General features: G+C 63.7%; 14 protein-coding genes. 8 read left to right on the top strand and 6 right to left on the bottom strand.

Features of this window, described 5'->3' with window-relative positions:
• The first annotated feature begins 7 nt into the window (after window positions 1-7).
• Window positions 8-223 (top strand): hypothetical protein, encoded by a 216-nt coding sequence (locus tag GNZ13_RS23730; RefSeq protein WP_172168626.1) that lies wholly within the window; start codon window positions 8-10, stop codon window positions 221-223.
• Between the two features lie 43 nt (window positions 224-266).
• Here GNZ13_RS23730 and GNZ13_RS23725 read toward each other — a convergent pair whose 3' ends face one another.
• From GNZ13_RS23725 to purT, 3 genes are all read right to left on the bottom strand, one after another.
• Complete coding sequence (locus tag GNZ13_RS23725; protein ID WP_172168624.1) at window positions 267-635, bottom strand: MliC family protein; 369 nt, start codon at window positions 633-635, stop codon at window positions 267-269.
• Between the two features lie 207 nt (window positions 636-842).
• Complete coding sequence (locus GNZ13_RS23720; RefSeq protein WP_172168622.1) at window positions 843-1055, bottom strand: DUF6726 family protein; 213 nt, start codon at window positions 1053-1055, stop codon at window positions 843-845.
• A 136-nt stretch (window positions 1056-1191) separates the two neighbouring features.
• Window positions 1192-2406 (bottom strand): formate-dependent phosphoribosylglycinamide formyltransferase, encoded by a 1215-nt coding sequence (purT, locus tag GNZ13_RS23715; RefSeq protein ID WP_172168620.1) that lies wholly within the window; start codon window positions 2404-2406, stop codon window positions 1192-1194.
• Between the two features lie 277 nt (window positions 2407-2683).
• Here purT and GNZ13_RS23710 point away from each other — a divergent pair, with 277 nt between their 5' ends.
• Both GNZ13_RS23710 and GNZ13_RS23705 read left to right on the top strand, forming a co-directional pair.
• A complete protein-coding gene (locus GNZ13_RS23710) occupies window positions 2684-3223 on the top strand; it encodes an META domain-containing protein (protein WP_172168618.1) in 540 nt (179 codons plus the stop codon).
• Window positions 3224-3373: 150 nt separating this feature from the next.
• Window positions 3374-7492: an FtsK/SpoIIIE family DNA translocase gene (locus GNZ13_RS23705; RefSeq protein ID WP_172168615.1), complete on the top strand. Its 4119-nt coding sequence runs from the start codon at window positions 3374-3376 to the stop codon at window positions 7490-7492.
• 198 nt (window positions 7493-7690) lie between these two features.
• Here the strand turns inward: GNZ13_RS23705 and GNZ13_RS23700 are convergent, their stop codons facing one another.
• Complete coding sequence (locus GNZ13_RS23700; RefSeq protein ID WP_172168612.1) at window positions 7691-8983, bottom strand: lactonase family protein; 1293 nt, start codon at window positions 8981-8983, stop codon at window positions 7691-7693.
• 133 nt (window positions 8984-9116) lie between these two features.
• On the opposite strand from GNZ13_RS23700, the gene GNZ13_RS23695 reads away from it, so the two are divergent.
• Complete coding sequence (locus GNZ13_RS23695) at window positions 9117-9269, top strand: DUF3096 domain-containing protein (RefSeq protein WP_172168609.1); 153 nt, start codon at window positions 9117-9119, stop codon at window positions 9267-9269.
• A gap of 232 nt (window positions 9270-9501) precedes the next feature.
• Here the strand turns inward: GNZ13_RS23695 and GNZ13_RS23690 are convergent, their stop codons facing one another.
• Window positions 9502-9747, bottom strand: a complete 246-nt coding sequence (locus GNZ13_RS23690) for a hypothetical protein (RefSeq protein WP_172168606.1) — start codon at window positions 9745-9747, stop codon at window positions 9502-9504.
• Between the two features lie 230 nt (window positions 9748-9977).
• On the opposite strand from GNZ13_RS23690, the gene GNZ13_RS23685 reads away from it, so the two are divergent.
• Both GNZ13_RS23685 and GNZ13_RS23680 read left to right on the top strand, forming a co-directional pair.
• A complete protein-coding gene (locus GNZ13_RS23685; protein ID WP_172168603.1) occupies window positions 9978-11858 on the top strand; it encodes a glycoside hydrolase family 15 protein in 1881 nt (626 codons plus the stop codon).
• 179 nt (window positions 11859-12037) lie between these two features.
• Window positions 12038-13315 carry a polyhydroxyalkanoate depolymerase gene (locus GNZ13_RS23680; RefSeq protein WP_172168600.1) on the top strand — a complete coding sequence of 426 codons (1278 nt, stop codon included), beginning with the start codon at window positions 12038-12040 and terminating at the stop codon, window positions 13313-13315.
• A 96-nt stretch (window positions 13316-13411) separates the two neighbouring features.
• Here the strand turns inward: GNZ13_RS23680 and GNZ13_RS23675 are convergent, their stop codons facing one another.
• On the bottom strand, window positions 13412-14044 hold the full coding sequence (locus GNZ13_RS23675; RefSeq protein WP_172168597.1) for a TetR/AcrR family transcriptional regulator: 633 nt from the start codon (window positions 14042-14044) through the stop codon (window positions 13412-13414).
• 224 nt (window positions 14045-14268) lie between these two features.
• Here GNZ13_RS23675 and rsxB point away from each other — a divergent pair, with 224 nt between their 5' ends.
• Complete coding sequence (gene rsxB / locus GNZ13_RS23670) at window positions 14269-15123, top strand: electron transport complex subunit RsxB (RefSeq protein WP_407945657.1); 855 nt, start codon at window positions 14269-14271, stop codon at window positions 15121-15123.
• Between the two features lie 20 nt (window positions 15124-15143).
• Window positions 15144-15788, top strand: a complete 645-nt coding sequence (gene nth / locus GNZ13_RS23665) for an endonuclease III (protein ID WP_172168591.1) — start codon at window positions 15144-15146, stop codon at window positions 15786-15788.
• The last annotated feature ends 128 nt before the right edge of the window (window positions 15789-15916 follow it).

Below are 15916 nucleotides of genomic sequence, written 5' to 3'. Positions count from 1 at the left end.
ACGGGCCATGGGCCCGCCCGTTGAGGTCCGGTATCGGACGATCGAAGACGACGACAACCGCGCGAGCCATGCGCGGCCTGACATTACGGTGATAACGGTGTTACCGGCAACAATGGCGACAGCAACGGCAGCGGACACCGCGGATGCCACGCCGGACAGCTTACTACTCGAACGGAAAGGATGCGCGCAGGCGGGCAATGCCGCAAGGCAGGGGCAAACGTAGGGTGAGGCAAGCGGCGTGTTTGAAGAAAGCCGCCGCATCATGCTCAGCGATTGATGGTGACGCAGTCGGACAGCATCGGCGGGGCGTTTTCGCCGTCCGTCGCGTCGTACAGATCGGCGCGCGGGCCCTTGGTCCACCAGGTGTAGCTGCCGGCCTGATACTTCGCGCCGGAGGCCGATATCGTGTTGACGAACAGCAGTTGCTGCCCCTTGACAGGCACGAGCGCGAAGCTCTGACCGTTCGCCGTGTTCCAGTAGGTCACTTGCAGAATCTTGCCGGTCGCGCAGGTGTATTTGTGCGTCTGGCGATTCTTGGCCTGAATCTCGGCGAGGCGCAATGGCTCGGCCCATGCATTGCCGTACTGCGCCGCGAGACCCGCTGCCGTTGTGACTGCGACAAGCCATTTCTTCATGAGATGCCTCGATCGTTGTTGCACATTAAGCACGGACGGCGCGCCTCGCGCTGCAGTTGGGGTTGCCGCTGTAGTTACGGCTGTGGTTGCGGCTGTGGTTGCGGCTGTGGTTGCGGCTGTGGTTGCGGCTGTGGTTGCGGCTGTGGTTGCGGCTGTATTGCGCGCCCAGAACGCTCACAGAGCCATCGTGAATCTGTCGTGGATTGCTTATGGATCGATCACATCGGCGCAAGCGTCGGTCGGCGCGGCGGCGACGTGCCCGACCAGCGGCACGATCTTCAAACCGGCCGACGCGATCCGGCACGGCGCAGCGGCGAGGCCGCACCCTGTCAACCCGGCACACAGCGCGAGCATCACACCAAGTGCGCCGAGACGGCCCAGCCTTCCAAGCCGCATGTTCTTGCGGGACCCCAGGGCCATACGTACCTCGGCTTCAATGAGCTTCAATGATTCAGATTCCGCGCGCAACGCGCTTGCGAAACGCGCGGTGACTGCGTGGCAGATCAACATCGCACGTCAGTAAGCTGCCGCAATTCGCAGCGCACGTCGACGCGCCTTACTTCGTGGAAACCGGCCGCACCGCCGCTGCGGCCTGCTTCGCACGCGAGCGTGCTTCGTCGATAGTCTCGCCGGTGACCAGCGCCACGCCCATGCGGCGCTTGACGAAGCTCTCCGGCTTGCCGAAGAGACGCAGATCCGCGTTCGGCACGGCCAACGCCGCCGCGACACCTTCGAAAGCGATAGCCGCCTCGTCCAGACCGCCGTAAATCACCGCCGACGCGCCCGGCGCCCGCAGCGACGTATCCACCGGCAAGCCTAGGATGGCGCGCGCATGCAGTTCAAACTCCGAGAAGCGTTGTGAGCACAGCGTGACCAGACCCGTATCGTGCGGACGCGGGCTGACTTCCGAGAACCATACGTCATCGCCGCGCACGAAAAGTTCCACGCCGAACAGGCCCCTGCCGCCCAATGCCGCCGTCACCTTGTGCGCCACTTCGCGCGAACGTTCCAGCGCGAGCGGGCTCATCGGCTGCGGCTGCCACGATTCGACGTAGTCGCCCGCCACCTGCACGTGGCCGATCGGGTCGCAAAAATACGTGCTGACTTCGCCGCTCGCCGGATCGATCGCGCGCACGGTCAGCTGGGTAATTTCGTATTCGAAGTCGATAAAGCCTTCGACGATCACGCGGCCGTGATTCACACGGCCGCCCGCCATCGCATATTGCCAGGCGGTTTCGACATCCGCATCGCTCTTCAACACCGACTGCCCCTTGCCCGACGACGACATCACCGGCTTCACGACGCACGGATAGCCGACTTTGGCGATGCCCGCGCGCAGTTCCTCAAGCGAATCGGCGAACGCGTACGGCGAGGTCGGCAGGCCGAGTTCTTCGGCGGCCAGACGGCGGATGCCTTCGCGGTTCATCGTGAGTTGCGTGGCGCGCGCGGTCGGGATCACTTCGGCGAGGCCGTCGGTTTCGATGGCGGCAAGCGCGTCGGTGGCGATCGCCTCGATCTCGGGGACGATCAGGTGCGGACGCTCCAACTCAACCAGCGCGCGCAAGGCGGCGCGGTCGGTCATATCGATCACGTGCGAGCGATGTGCGACCTGATGGCCCGGCGCATTCGGATAACGGTCGACGGCGATCACTTCGACGCCCAGTCGTTGCAGCGCGATGATCACTTCCTTGCCGAGCTCGCCGGCGCCGAGCAGCATGACGCGCGTGGCGGAATCAGAAAGGGGCGTGCCGATCCGTTGGCCGATCTGCATGGGGTCTCCAGATAAAAGTCAAAAGAGGGTGGGATTGGTTAGAACACGATGTTAACATGCGCACCCCGCTCCGCACCCGATGCGCCGACGTCGCGAGCCCCCCGCCGCGCCTTGCTCGCCGGGTCCGCGTTGCTATTTGTGCGTAAGGCGCCCAGAAGGCGCTGCGGCGCTCGCTGCGACGCACGTGTTTAAGTCCGCTCTCACGCCGTTGCGCTCGCGTGCGGCGAGCTTAGTGCGTTACCCTTACGCCTTCGCCAGTTTGAAGAGGAACGACGTCATGCTCCAAAGCTCCTCCGCGCGACGTGTTGCGCGCTTCATCCCCTATGCGCGCACGGCCATCGCCGCGTTGAGCGTCGCCGCGCTATGCAGCGCGTGCGCTATCCCGAAGCATCCCGACTCGGAAGCCACACCGCCCGATCCGTTCAATCCGGCCGCCACCCAGTTGCTCGACGACACGAGTTGGGTGCTCACCGGCTGGAAACAGGCCGACGGCACGGCGCGCGCGATTCCGTCCGCCGATCAGGGCGCGCCGATCACACTCGTGCTCTCCACCGACAAAGGCCAGCGCCACGCCAGCGGCTTTTCCGGTTGCAATCGCTACATGGGTTCGTACGCGCTGAAAGACGGCAAGCTGAGCTTCGGCACCCTGGGCGGCACGCGCATGGCGTGCATGACGCCAGGCGGACAGATCGAAGGCCCGTATCTCGACGCGTTGACGCACATCGACCGCACCGGCGTGCAGATGCGCGCGCCGCAGCAGATGCAACTGGTGCTCGATAACGGCGACACGCTCACCTTCGACCGTAGCGCCAAGTGACGGGTACGCGGATCAATCAGTCCTGCGGTAAGCCGATCGGCTTTCCGATTTGACGCAAGCATACTTGCGTCTGCCTTCGAAGCATCGGGCTTCGCCGGTTAAACTCGACGGATTGCGTTTTTGCGCGTCCGTCATTCGTTGATGTCTAGTATGCACACGGTAGTTTTCGGCTGGTTCGGCGGGTCAGCCGTCTGGTTTATTCCTCTTTTGTGGCGCCTCGTGAAGTCGGCGCTGCCAGGCGGCGCAGGTTTGCGCGGCCCCGGCACGATCCGCCTTTGGCTCGGCTTCGTCTGCGCGATGGTCGCGAGCTGCACGCTGGAGGCGTCGCTGATCGGCGCGGCCGGCGTGAATGGCTTCGGCCATGCGCTGGCGGCGGGCTTAGGTCATCTGCTCGGGCATATCGGCACGCCGCTCGCGGCGCTCGCCCTGCTCCTGATCAGCCTGCCCTGGCTGATCGACTTCCGCTGGCGCGACGTCGCCGTGTGGGCCGATGGTGCATTCGGCCTCGGCCTGTCACGCGGCCTCGCCAAACGCGACGAGGAAGCGCGCCGCCATCGCAGCGTCGACGACGGTTTGCCGTCGCACGTATCGCCGACCACCAATACGATGGCGCCTAAAAGCAATGGACGTTATGCGCGCCCGACCGTCTGGCGGCCGCCGGCGAGTGGCCGCGGTGCGGCTGGTGCGGCGGCGGCCAGGGATACGGCGGCGCGCGGCGCCGGGGCGAGCTGGCGCGACGGCGCAATGAAAACGCGCAGCCAGGCCGCGCAGCCGGAGCCGGTGCTGCGTACGTCAGCCGGTACGCCGCCGCGCCAGGCGCCGCGGCAAGTGCCGATGCAAGCGCAGACGCCGACACAGGCGCACTCGCTGAACCCGGACAGGGCTGAATGGATGCCGGCCGAGCCGGTTGCGCCGGCCGGATGGTTGCGTGAGCCGGCAACAGCGCCACGCGCGCCCGCAGCGCCAGCCGGTTCGACCGCGGCATCAGGAACAACAGCAACTCCAGTTCGCGATGGCGCATCGCAGGTTGGTCGACGCTCGGTTGGCGAGCAACGTCCGGTGGGATCGTCGGCGGTCGGCTCGGGCATGACAGGTGTGGCTGGTTTGGCGGGTGCGGTTGCCGCTCCGGCTGCTGCGGCACAAACAGCACAAGCGGCGCGCGCGTTGGCGGCAGCGCGGATGGCGTCCGGTTCGATAGCCGGCTCGGCGACGAACGCCTCGGCTGGCACAGGCCGTCCGTCGACGACCCAGGGTTCAGCCGCTGGAGGATCTCAAGGAAGTCGCTCCACGGCGGCCCAGCAGCCGTTCTCGCCCGCTCCGCTCGCGAACACCAACATCACGCCGGCGCAGCCCACGCGGCGCCCGGCTTCGCTCAGTGCGCCGGCACCCAGCTATACCCGGCCGATGGCCACAGCGCAAAAGGTCACACCGCCTGCCAGCGTCCAGGAGACGCTTCGCAGTATTGCGGAGAACGCCGCGCGCTGGACCGACATCGCCGGCGTCAGCCTCGCGCGCAGCAGCGCGGAAAACGCGACGGTCGCGACGACTCCGTTGAGCACCGAGCTGCCGGTCGAGGCTGGGCAATCTGATGTGGCTGGTGTGGCTTCGTCGCGTGCAAGCGAAGTTGAAATGGCCGCGGTGCCGAGTGTAAGCGCGCCGTTGCAGGACGTAGTCGAGGCTCTGCCGGACCATACGCCGGCGCAGTCGCCGGTCGAAACGCCGCGAATCGAAGTCGCATCCGAGGCACCGATCGAGGAAGACATCGAACCCGTGGTGCAATGGCCGATTGAGCCGCCAATCATCCAGGCATCGTTAGCCGCGGCGCCTGCGTCGACATCGACATCGACATCGGCATCGGCATCGGCATCGGCATCGGCATCCGCGTCGGCATTGGCACCGACACAAACAGAAGCATCGGCACTGGCGGCAGCACCAACATCGGCATCGACACAAGCAGAATCATCGGCACCGGCGGAGGCATCGGCAGAAGCAGAAGCACCAGCACCAGCACCAGCACCAGCACCAGCACCAGCACCAGCACCAGCCACGCAGTATGCAGCGCCGGTGCCCACGCCCACACCGTTTCAAATCTTTGCAGCCCAGTTGGAAGCCAGCGGCGCGCAAACGGACGCGTCTCCGTTCGTCGAAAACGAACCGACGCAACTCGCAGATCAGAGCGACAGCAGTACAAACCCGCCCGCTGAACGCGAGCAGCCGATCAGTCAGGCTGCGGTGCCGTCGCAGGACGCGACGACGCATGTTGTGCAGATTGCACCCACGCAAGCGCACATCGCGACGCCCGTGGCGATGCATCACGCCACGCCGCCGTGGCACGTCGCGAGCGCGAGCGAAACATCCGCGCCGGTCGACGCAGAAACGATGGACGCCCCTGCCCTATCGGACGTATCGGACGTATCGGACGATTTGAACTCGTCAGCCGCCTCGGACGCTTCGACCGTCGTCACGGCAGTAGAGCCGCAAAGCACCACATCGCACGCGTCGAACGTGGTTCGCTTCCCGAGTTTCGCGGTTCAGGCCGCCCCGGTGACCTCTCCCGCCATCGTCGACGAAGCCGCCAACGGGCTAGCTTACGCGTCGGGCGTACCGGCAGCGCCGGCCGCACCGAGCATCTCGACCACCCAAACTGCGCCATCTGCAGCCTACCTCGCCACCGGACCCTCGACCGAGCCCGCGGAACCAGTGGAACCCGCCGAACCCGCAGTCCAGCGCGCGCCGCAGCGCGGCCACAGCCCGGCCAACGGCTTCGAATTCCACGCGCCGGCGGCATCGATGGTCGAGTTGCCAACCCTCGACCTGCTCGCGTTCGCCGACACCGACGTCGAACCCGTTTCAGAAGAAAAGCTCATCGAAACCGGCCTGTTGATCGAGCAGCGTCTGCAGGAATTCAAGGTGCCGGTCACTGTGGTCGGCCATTCGGCCGGCCCGGTCATCACGCGCTTCGAAGTCGAGCCGGCGCTCGGCGTGCGCGGCAGTCAGATCGTCGGCCTGATGAAGGACTTGTCGCGCGGCCTCGGTCTCACGTCGATTCGCGTGGTCGAGACGATTCCCGGCAAGACCTGCATGGGTCTCGAGTTGCCGAATGCCAAGCGGCAGACGATCCGCCTGTCCGAAATCATTGAAGCCAGCGTCTACCAGAACTCGCATTCGCAATTGACGCTGGCGATGGGCAAGGACATCACCGGCCATCCGGTGGTCGCCGATCTCGCGAAGGCGCCGCACATGCTGGTGGCAGGCACGACGGGTTCGGGCAAGTCCGTGGCGATCAACGCCATGATCTGCTCGCTGCTCTTCAAGGCGACGCCTGAAGAAGTGCGGCTCATCATGATCGACCCGAAGATGCTGGAACTGTCGGTGTACGAAGGCATTCCGCATCTGCTCGCACCGGTCGTCACCGATATGAAGCTGGCGGCCAATGCGCTGAACTGGTGTGTCGGCGAAATGGAAAAGCGCTATCGGCTCATGTCCGCGGTCGGCGTGCGCAATCTGGCCGGCTTCAACCAGAAGATCCGCGATACGGAAGCCAAGGGCAAGAAGCTCGGCAACCCGTTCTCGCTGACACCGGAAGCACCCGAGCCGCTCGCGGCGCTGCCACTGATCGTCGTGGTGATCGACGAGCTGGCCGACCTGATGATGGTCGCGGGCAAGAAGATCGAAGAGCTGATCGCGCGTCTCGCGCAGAAGGCGCGCGCCGCCGGTATTCACCTAATTCTGGCGACACAGCGTCCGTCGGTGGACGTGATCACCGGCCTCATCAAGGCGAACATTCCGACGCGCGTGGCGTTCCAGGTGTCGTCGAAAATCGACTCGCGCACGATTCTCGATCAGATGGGCGCCGAATCGCTGCTCGGCCAGGGCGACATGCTGTTCCTGCCGCCGGGCACGGGCTACCCGCAACGCGTGCACGGGGCATTCGTCGCCGACGAGGAAGTGCATCGGATCGTCGAGTATCTGAAGCAGTTCGGCGAACCACAATACGAAGAAGGCATTCTCGACGGCCCGGCCACCGAAGGCGCGTCGCCCGACTTGTTCGGCGACACGCCGGATGCCGAAGCCGATCCGCTTTACGACGAAGCCGTCGCCTTCGTGGTGCGCACGCGGCGCGCATCGATCTCGTCGGTACAACGGCAATTACGCATCGGTTACAACCGTGCGGCGCGCCTCGTCGAGCAGATGGAGACGGCGGGCCTGGTGTCGGCAATGGGTATCAACGGCAGCCGTGAAGTGCTCGCGCCAGGAGCGGCGGAATAACACACAAATAAGCACGCACAGCCGGCAGCAGCCGACCAAAGCCAGCATCAAACGAACGGGCCGCTCGAAGCGGCCCGTTTTTTCATGCAACGCGCGTGGTCAAGTCGCGCGGCAACAAATCGAATGCCTACGCGCATTCAAGATCACGCGCCAAACGCATGCTCATGCACGTTCATTTTGCGCGCACGCAATCACGATTCACGACGGCGACACCAGTTTGAAATCCACCGGCGAACCCAGTTCGAACTGCTTCGGATTCGCTTCGAGCAAACCGCTCTGCTGGTCGCGCTTGAACACAACCACCGTATCGCTGTTCTGATTGCCGACAATCAGCCAATTGCCGGTCGGGTCGATCGCGAATTCGCGCGGCGACTTGCCGAGGCTCGGCTGATGCCCGATCCTCTTCAGATGACCGTTGGCCGGATCGACCGAGAAGATCACGATTTCGTTCGCATCGCCACGGTTGGTGGCGTACAGGAAGCGTCCGTCCGGCGACAGATGAATGGCCGCGGCGCCCACTGCGCCCTTGAAGCCTGGCTCCGTCAGCGAAATCGTCTGCACCTGCGCGAGCTTGCCGTCAGCGTAGTTGAAGGTGCTGACCGTGGCGGCCAGTTCGCTCGTCAGATACGCATGCTTGCCGTCCGCGCCGAACACCAGGTGACGCGGGCCCGTGCCGGCTTTCTCCTGGGTGTAACGCCAGTCGGTCGGGCCGAACAGGCCGCGACTACCGTCCGGCGTATAGCGGTACGAGTACAGCTTGTCGGCGCCCAGGTCCTGGGCGAACAGGTAGTGACCGTCCGGCGAGAACACGGTGGAGTGAACGTGCGAGTTGTCCTGACGTCCCTTCACAGGACCGCCGCCTTCATGGTGCACCGTGAGCACCGACGCGCCCACCTGGCCATCCGCCTGCAATGGGAACACCGCGAAACTGCCGCCCGGATCGGCCGCCACCGAGTAGTTCGCAGTCAGCAGATATTTGCCGTCCGGCGACACGCTCAGATAACACGGATCATTGCCGTCCGACGAGACCTTGTTGAGAAAGGTCAGCTGGCCGCTCGCGGCGTCGAAGCGAAACGCGCTGATGCCGCCGCGTTGCGTCGCCGGGCCATTGTCGCCGGGCAATTCGTTGACCGCATAGACGAAGCGCCGGTCACGGCTCACCACCAGGTACGACGGGTTGACTGTCTGCGCGACCGACACGCGGGTCGGTTCGCCCGTCTTCGTGTCGAAGCGATAGACGTACAGGCCCTCGCTCTTGCCGCCGGTGTAAGTGCCGACCAGCATGTCATAGACGCCGTCGGCGGGAGCCGGGCCGGCATCTTGCGCAAACGCATGCGAAGCAACAATCGAGACCATGAGCACGAAACCTTTTATTATCGAGCGGGCGGAGCGCAGAGGAGCTGGCCGGCCGCCGCGCCATGAGGTGGATTGAGCAGCAGAAGAAGGAGAGTTTGAAACGGCACGCACTGCGGCCCGGTGACTACGAAGCATGCGACCTCCTGGACATCGGTTATTCGGTTGTATTGGTGTCTCCGGTCTGCCGCGCAATCGGTCGAATTGTTTTATCGAGGCAAGTATAAGTTTTTTCAATCGCGTCTCACCCCTCTCACACTACGGAGTCTTCATGAACGTCACACTCAGCCTGGGCCCGCTCGTTTCGTTGATCGCCGGCATTCTGATTCTCGTGATGCCGCGCCTGTTGAACTACATCGTCGCGCTCTATCTGATCATCATCGGCATCATTGGGATCTTCGGCATGGGGGCGTCGCACTTCTAGACGACGGGAGTCAGCAAGATGAGCAGGAAGGGACGCGCGACCGGGCGCAGTGCCGGTCCGGCAACGTGTCGCACGAACGGCGTGCGTGTGTGGAAACGGTACGCGTATTGATGACGGCTGCAGCCGCAGCAACAATTGACACCGCAAAGCGGTACGTGCGTGACAGATTTGCGCCAGACGCAGCGTGCCAGATGCAAGACAGCCGCGCGGCGCAAACCCGCGCGGCGGACGGTCAGCCGTTCGAAAGCTGGTCGAGCCGCAAGCGCCCCTGCAACGACAATCCGCCGACGGCATAATGACCGTCACCTTCCTGATGACGCCGGAAGCAGGCCCGTTCGACCAGAAAGGCCGCCGCGGCCAGCATTCCGTTGCGGCTCAGGCCCAACCGGCCATGTTCGAGCGGCAACATCGAATCGTCAGCCAATTCGCTGGCGGCGGAGAGAATCGTGATGCAATCGGATTTCGACGGGTTCAGCATAGCTTCGGTCCTCGAAAGCGGCGTCTGCATTCGCCATGGGCAAGGCCGGTGCATGATCCGGAGAGCTCCGCGCATCGGCATGAAAAATGATTGTAGGCAGTGATTTGACAATTACCAACCCGCGTTTTGCCGCATTGCGTGCTGAACCAAAACGCATCGCGCGAGTCCGGTAAAAACAACCACCCCAAGCGCGGCGCCCCCCGCCTCGCGTAAAACCGACACGCTCCTCCATGCCCGCACTCATCGAAGACTACGCGCTCATCGGCGACGGCCACACGGCCGCGCTCGTCTCCCGGGAAGGATCCGTCGACTGGCTTTGCTGGCCGCGTTTCGACTCCGGCGCCTGCTTCGCCGCCCTGCTCGGCACGCCCGACAACGGCCGCTGGCTGATTTCGCCGGTCTCGGACACGCCGCCGAGGATCACGCGCCGTTACCGCGGCGAAACGCTCATCCTTGAAACCGATTTCGAAACGCCCGAAGGCGCGGTCACGCTGATCGACTTCATGCCGCCGGGCAACGGCTGGTCGGAGATGGTGCGGATCGTGGTCGGCAAACGCGGCACGGTGCGCATGCGGATGGAACTGGTGCTGCGCTTCGACTACGGCTTTTCGGTTCCGTGGGTCGATCGGCTGAAGCACGACAGCGGCATCAAGGCGATCGTCGGCCCCGATACCGCGGTGCTGCGCACGCCGGTCGAGTTGCGCGGCGAGAACATGAAGACCGTCGCGGAATTCACCGTGAGCGAAGGTGAGCGCGTGCCGTTTTCGCTGGCCTATGCAGCCTCGCATCTGCGTATTCCGCCGGGCCGCGATCCGCATACGTCGCTCGCACGCACCGAGAACCATTGGCTCGACTGGTCGGCGCGCAGCACCGTCGAAGGTAAATGGGCCGAGCCGATCCGCCGTTCGCTAATTACGCTGAAGGCGCTCGCGTATGAGCCGACCGGCGGCATCGTCGCGGCGCCCACCACGTCTCTTCCCGAACAGTTGGGCGGCACGCGCAACTGGGATTACCGCTACTGCTGGCTGCGCGACGCCACCATCACGCTGCTCGCGATGATGCGCGGCGGCTACTACGACGAAGCCCGCGCGTGGCGCAGCTGGCTCGGCCGCGTGATGGCCGGCGCGCCCGATCAGCTGCAGATCATGTACGGGATCGCCGGCGAGCGGCGCCTGCCCGAGTTCGAAATCGACTGGCTGCCGGGCTATCAGGATGCCAAACCCGTGCGGATCGGCAACAACGCGGTCGGCCAGCGCCAGCTCGACGTTTACGGCGAAGTGATGAACGCGCTGCATCTCGCGCGCGTCGGCGGCCTGCAGGCGGACGACACCGCATGGAACGTGCAGCGCGCGTTGCTCGGCCACCTCGACAAGATCTGGGAAGAGCCGGACGAAGGCATCTGGGAAACCCGTGGCGGCCGCCAGCACTTCACCTTCTCCAAGGTGATGGCGTGGGTCGCCTACGACCGCGCGATTCGGTCGGCCGAAATGTTCAAGCTGGAAGGCCCACTCGACGAATGGCGTGCAACCCGCGCGACAATCCACGCGGAAGTCTGCGCCAAGGCATGGAATCCGGGGCTCAACGCGTTCTCCCAGTCCTACGGCAGCGACCAGCTCGATGCGAGCGTCCTGCTGATGCCGCTGGTCGGCTTCCTCCCTCCAGCGGATCCGCGCATCACGGGCACGGTAGCGGCAATCGAAAAGGACTTGATGCACGACGGCTTCGTGATGCGCTACCGCACCACCGAATATGACGACGGCCTGCCACCCGGCGAAGGCACCTTCCTCGCGTGCTCGTTCTGGATGGTGGACAACCTGGCATTGCAGGGCCGCATCGATGAAGCCGTCGCGATGTACGAACGGCTGCTCGGCCTCTGCAATGACGTCGGTCTGCTCGCGGAAGAGTACGATCCGACCGCGAAGCGCCTGGTCGGCAACTTCCCGCAGGCGTTTTCGCATGTGGCGCTGGTGCACACCGGCCTGAACCTGATGAAACACGAACAGGCGATGGCCCAGGCGACCGGGCAGCCGCCGCATAACGGCAGCGTGGCCACGGAACTTGAGGCTGCGGCAACTCCCGATAGCGGCGCGGCAGCATCGCCAGTAGCATGATTTAATGACATTTTGCGCGCAGCCCGCACGCAAATTGCTGCATTGCACAAGTACGCTTTGTTCAGTATGATCGAGCAGACTGTTGGCCGAAAATCAATGTGCCCACAACCTATACGGCCTGCCGCAACGCCACATGCGTGTTTGCCAAGCCCCATGCGAACCGCTTAAACGGAGCACCCATGCTCTACCAACTGCACGAATTCCAACGGGCGATGTTGAGCCCCCTCACCGCCTGGGCCCAGGCTGCGTCGAAATCGTTCGCGAATCCCGCCAGCCCATTGGCCTATGTGCCCGGTGCCACACGCCTCTCCGCCGGTTATGAACTGCTGTACCGGCTCGGCAAAGATTACGAAAAGCCCGAGTTCAACCTTCATCAAATTGTCAAAGACGGTCATAACATTCCGATCATCGAACAAACGATCATCGAGAAACCGTTTTGCCGCCTGATGCGCTTCAAGCGTTTCGCGGACGACAGCGACGCTGTTACCCAATTGAAAGATGAGCCGGTCGTGCTGGTGTGCGCGCCGTTGTCAGGGCACCACTCCACGCTGCTGCGCGATACGGTGCGCACGTTGCTGCAAGACCACAAGGTCTACCTGACCGACTGGATCGACGCACGCATGGTGCCGCTCGAAGAAGGCGAGTTTCATCTCGACGATTACATCGCGTACATCCAGGAATTCATCCACCACATCGGCGCGAAGAATCTGCACGTGATCTCGGTATGCCAGCCCACCGTCCCGGTGCTCGCCGCCATTTCGCTGCTGGCGAGCCGCGGCGAAGACACGCCGCGCACCATGACGATGATGGGCGGCCCGATCGACGCGCGTAAGAGCCCGACCTCGGTCAACTCGCTCGCCACGCAGCACTCGTACGAATGGTTCGAGAACAACGTGATCTTCACGGTGCCGCCGAACTATCCGGGCGTGGGCCGTAAGGTTTACCCGGGCTTCCTGCAACACACTGGCTTCGTCGCGATGAATCCGGAACGGCACGCGGCCTCGCACTGGGATTTCTACCAAAGCCTGCTGCGCGGCGACGAAGACGATGCCGAAGCGCATCGCCGCTTCTACGACGAGTACAACGCCGTGCTCGACATGGCCGCGGACTATTACCTCGACACGATCCGCGTGGTGTTCCAGGAATTCCGTCTGGCCGAAGGCACGTGGGACGTCGCAGGCGAGCGGGTGCGTCCGCAGGACATCAGGAAGACCGCGCTCTTCACCATCGAAGGCGAGCTGGACGATATCTCCGGCGACGGTCAGACGTTCGCCGCGCAAGAGTTGTGCAGCGGCATTCCGGAGGAGAACAAGCGTCACTTCACCGCGGAAAAATGCGGCCACTACGGCATTTTCTCAGGCCGCCGCTGGCGCACCATCATCTATCCGCAGTTGCGCGACTTCATCCTCGAGCACAACAAGGCGCCGAAGGTAACGAAGGAAAAAGTCGAAGCCTGAGCACCGCGCGCACGGATATAAACAACGGCCTCTTCTTCAGAGGCCGTTGTCGTTTCTGACGCTTCTTATGCCGTTGAGCCGCAGCCGCGCTGCAGTTTATTTCCGCAACAGATACGCAAGCAGCAACTCGGTGTTCATCTGAATGACCTCACTGCGTTCGCTCGCAGTGCTGAAATCGCGACCGAGTGTCGCTTCGAGCGTGAAGCGGTTCGACACGATGTAGTAGCCCATGCCGGACAGCGTCACGTAAAAGCGCAGCGGATCGACGTTGTTGCGAAACAGCCCCGCACGTTGACCCCGCTCAAGAATGCCGCCGAGCGTGGCAACGATCGGCGAGATCATTTCGCGGATGCGCGTCGACTTCTGCATGTAGCGTGCCTCATGCAGATTCTCGTTGTTGACGAGACGCAGCAACTCGGGATGATCGCGGTAGTAATCCCAAACAAAATGCGCGAGACGTGTCACCGCCTCGACCGGCGCAATGCCGTTCAGTTCGAGTGCGCGTTCCGCTTCATTGAGCGCGCTGAATGCGTGCTCGAGTACCGCAGTGAAAAGCTGCTCCTTGCTACCGAAGTAGTAATAGAGCATGCGTTCATTAGTCTCCGCGCGGCGGGCGATCTGATCGACGCGCGCGCCGAACAACCCTCCATTTGCAAACTCTTCGGCCGCCGCAAGCAGAATGCGGCGCCGCGTGCCTTCAGGATCTCTTTTGATTTTCGGCTGATTCATGGTGGCATCGTCTTCGTGAGCCGCGTTATCCGGATCGTACCGCCGGCCTCTCCTTGGGCCTTGCACCGACAGCACTGAACGGGCTGGTTGGGGGAACACCCTTATGCGGTCTTTCGAAAAAGCGCTTCGATTATGGCACATGGATTGCGGATGGCAATTGGGGAAATCGGCGATAATGTGCTATTTAGTTCAAGCTACGCGGCCGCAAGGCAAGCACCAACGTTGTGACCGTGATCGACTCCAAAACACTCGCAGACCGCATCGAGGATCTGCTGCCCCAAACGCAATGCACCAAGTGCGGCTATCCGGCGTGCCGTCCGTATGCCGAGGCCGTCGCCAATGGCGAAGCCAACTACAACCAGTGCCCGCCGGGCGGTGCCGAAGGCATCGCCCGGATCGCCACGCTGCTCGGCAAACCGGTGATCCCGCTCAATTCCGCCAATGGCGTCGAACGGCCGCGTCCGCTGGCGGTTATCGACGAACAAGTTTGCATCGGCTGCACGCTGTGCATGCAGGCCTGTCCGGTCGATGCAATAGTTGGCGCACCGAAACAGATGCATACGGTGATCGCCGAACTCTGTACCGGTTGCGACCTATGCGTGCCCCCCTGCCCGGTCGATTGCATCGCGATGCTGCCGGTCACCGGTGAGGCAACCGGCTGGAACGCATGGAGCCAAGGCCAGGCCGACGCCGCGCGCGAGCGCCACAACCGGCGGGAAGCCCGTCTCGCACGCGAACGCGAAGCGGCCGAGGCGCGTGCTGCAGCGCGGCGAGCAGTCAGCAGCACACCCGCTCAAGCTATGGAAACCGATGCCACGGCAACAACCGCTGCACCCGCAGCGGACTCCGCCGAAGCGAAAAAGCGCGCGATCATCCAGGCCGCGCTCGATCGCGCGCGTCAGAAGAAAGAAGAGTTGGCCGCCAAGGGGCAAGGTCCGCAAAATACGGAACGCGTCAGCGCCGACGTGCAGGCGCAGATCGACGCCGCCGAAGCACGCCGCCGCCGTCTCGGACTCGCCGCGGACAACACCGCGGGTAGCACTGCGGGTAACACCGATACGCCGCCAACGAAGCGCTAACCCTTAACTCTACGCTGCGCATGAACGCGAACAAACGCCGCGCCATCTACGAGACGCTTCAGAGTCTCAACCCGCATCCCACGACCGAGCTCGAGTACACCACACCGTTCGAACTGCTGATTGCCGTGCTGCTGTCGGCGCAGGCCACCGACGTGTCGGTGAACAAGGCGATGCGCAAGATGTTCCCGCTCGCGAACACGCCGCAGAAGGTGTTCGATCTCGGCGAAGAAGGGGTTGCCGGCTACATCAAGACGATTGGCCTGTATCGGACCAAGGCGAAGAATGTGATCGCAACCTGCCGCATTCTGCTCGACCAGTACGGCGGCGAAGTGCCTGAGGATCGTGAAGCGCTCGAAAGCTTGCCGGGGGTCGGCCGTAAAACGGCGAACGTGATCCTGAACACCGCGTTCGGCCATCCGACCATCGCCGTCGATACGCACATCTTTCGGGTTGCGAATCGAACTGGGCTCGCGCCCGGCAAAGACGTGCGCGCGGTCGAGGCGGCGCTGGAGAAATTCACGCCCGCCGAGTTCAAGCAGGATGCCCACCACTGGCTGATTCTGCACGGCCGCTACGTATGCAAAGCGCGCCGGCCGGAATGCTGGCATTGCGTGATCGAGCCACTGTGCGAATTCCGGCCCAAAACGCCGCCGCCGGATCTTTGAGGGCGCCGCGCCGCCAGCAAGCTACGTTACCCCGGCGTAAAATGACGCCCTGCACGTAAGCCTGAAGCGCGCCGCACTACGCCCCACGCCAAGCCCCGCACTCAGCCCCACACTAACCGCACTGTTCC

It is taken from the genome of Paraburkholderia elongata, assembly GCF_013177735.1.
In the GTDB taxonomy this organism is placed as follows: Bacteria; Pseudomonadota; Gammaproteobacteria; order Burkholderiales; family Burkholderiaceae; genus Paraburkholderia; species Paraburkholderia elongata.
The sequence above is the reverse complement of the archived record's forward strand: the minus strand, read 5'-3'. Positions and strand labels throughout refer to the sequence as shown.

Coding starts and splice junctions, on each gene's coding strand:
- GNZ13_RS23685 (WP_172168603.1), top strand. CDS start 9,978: ATGCCCGCACTCATCGAAGACTACGCGCTCATCGGCGACGGCCACACG.
- GNZ13_RS23680 (WP_172168600.1), top strand. CDS start 12,038: ATGCTCTACCAACTGCACGAATTCCAACGGGCGATGTTGAGCCCCCTC.
- GNZ13_RS23730 (WP_172168626.1), top strand. CDS start 8: ATGGGCCCGCCCGTTGAGGTCCGGTATCGGACGATCGAAGACGACGAC.
- GNZ13_RS23710 (WP_172168618.1), top strand. CDS start 2,684: ATGCTCCAAAGCTCCTCCGCGCGACGTGTTGCGCGCTTCATCCCCTAT.
- purT (WP_172168620.1), bottom strand. CDS start 2,406: ATGCAGATCGGCCAACGGATCGGCACGCCCCTTTCTGATTCCGCCACG.
- GNZ13_RS23675 (WP_172168597.1), bottom strand. CDS start 14,044: ATGAATCAGCCGAAAATCAAAAGAGATCCTGAAGGCACGCGGCGCCGC.
- GNZ13_RS23700 (WP_172168612.1), bottom strand. CDS start 8,983: ATGCTTCGTAGTCACCGGGCCGCAGTGCGTGCCGTTTCAAACTCTCCT.
- GNZ13_RS23720 (WP_172168622.1), bottom strand. CDS start 1,055: ATGGCCCTGGGGTCCCGCAAGAACATGCGGCTTGGAAGGCTGGGCCGT.
- GNZ13_RS23690 (WP_172168606.1), bottom strand. CDS start 9,747: ATGCTGAACCCGTCGAAATCCGATTGCATCACGATTCTCTCCGCCGCC.
- GNZ13_RS23725 (WP_172168624.1), bottom strand. CDS start 635: ATGAAGAAATGGCTTGTCGCAGTCACAACGGCAGCGGGTCTCGCGGCG.
- nth (WP_172168591.1), top strand. CDS start 15,144: ATGAACGCGAACAAACGCCGCGCCATCTACGAGACGCTTCAGAGTCTC.
- GNZ13_RS23705 (WP_172168615.1), top strand. CDS start 3,374: ATGCACACGGTAGTTTTCGGCTGGTTCGGCGGGTCAGCCGTCTGGTTT.
- GNZ13_RS23695 (WP_172168609.1), top strand. CDS start 9,117: ATGAACGTCACACTCAGCCTGGGCCCGCTCGTTTCGTTGATCGCCGGC.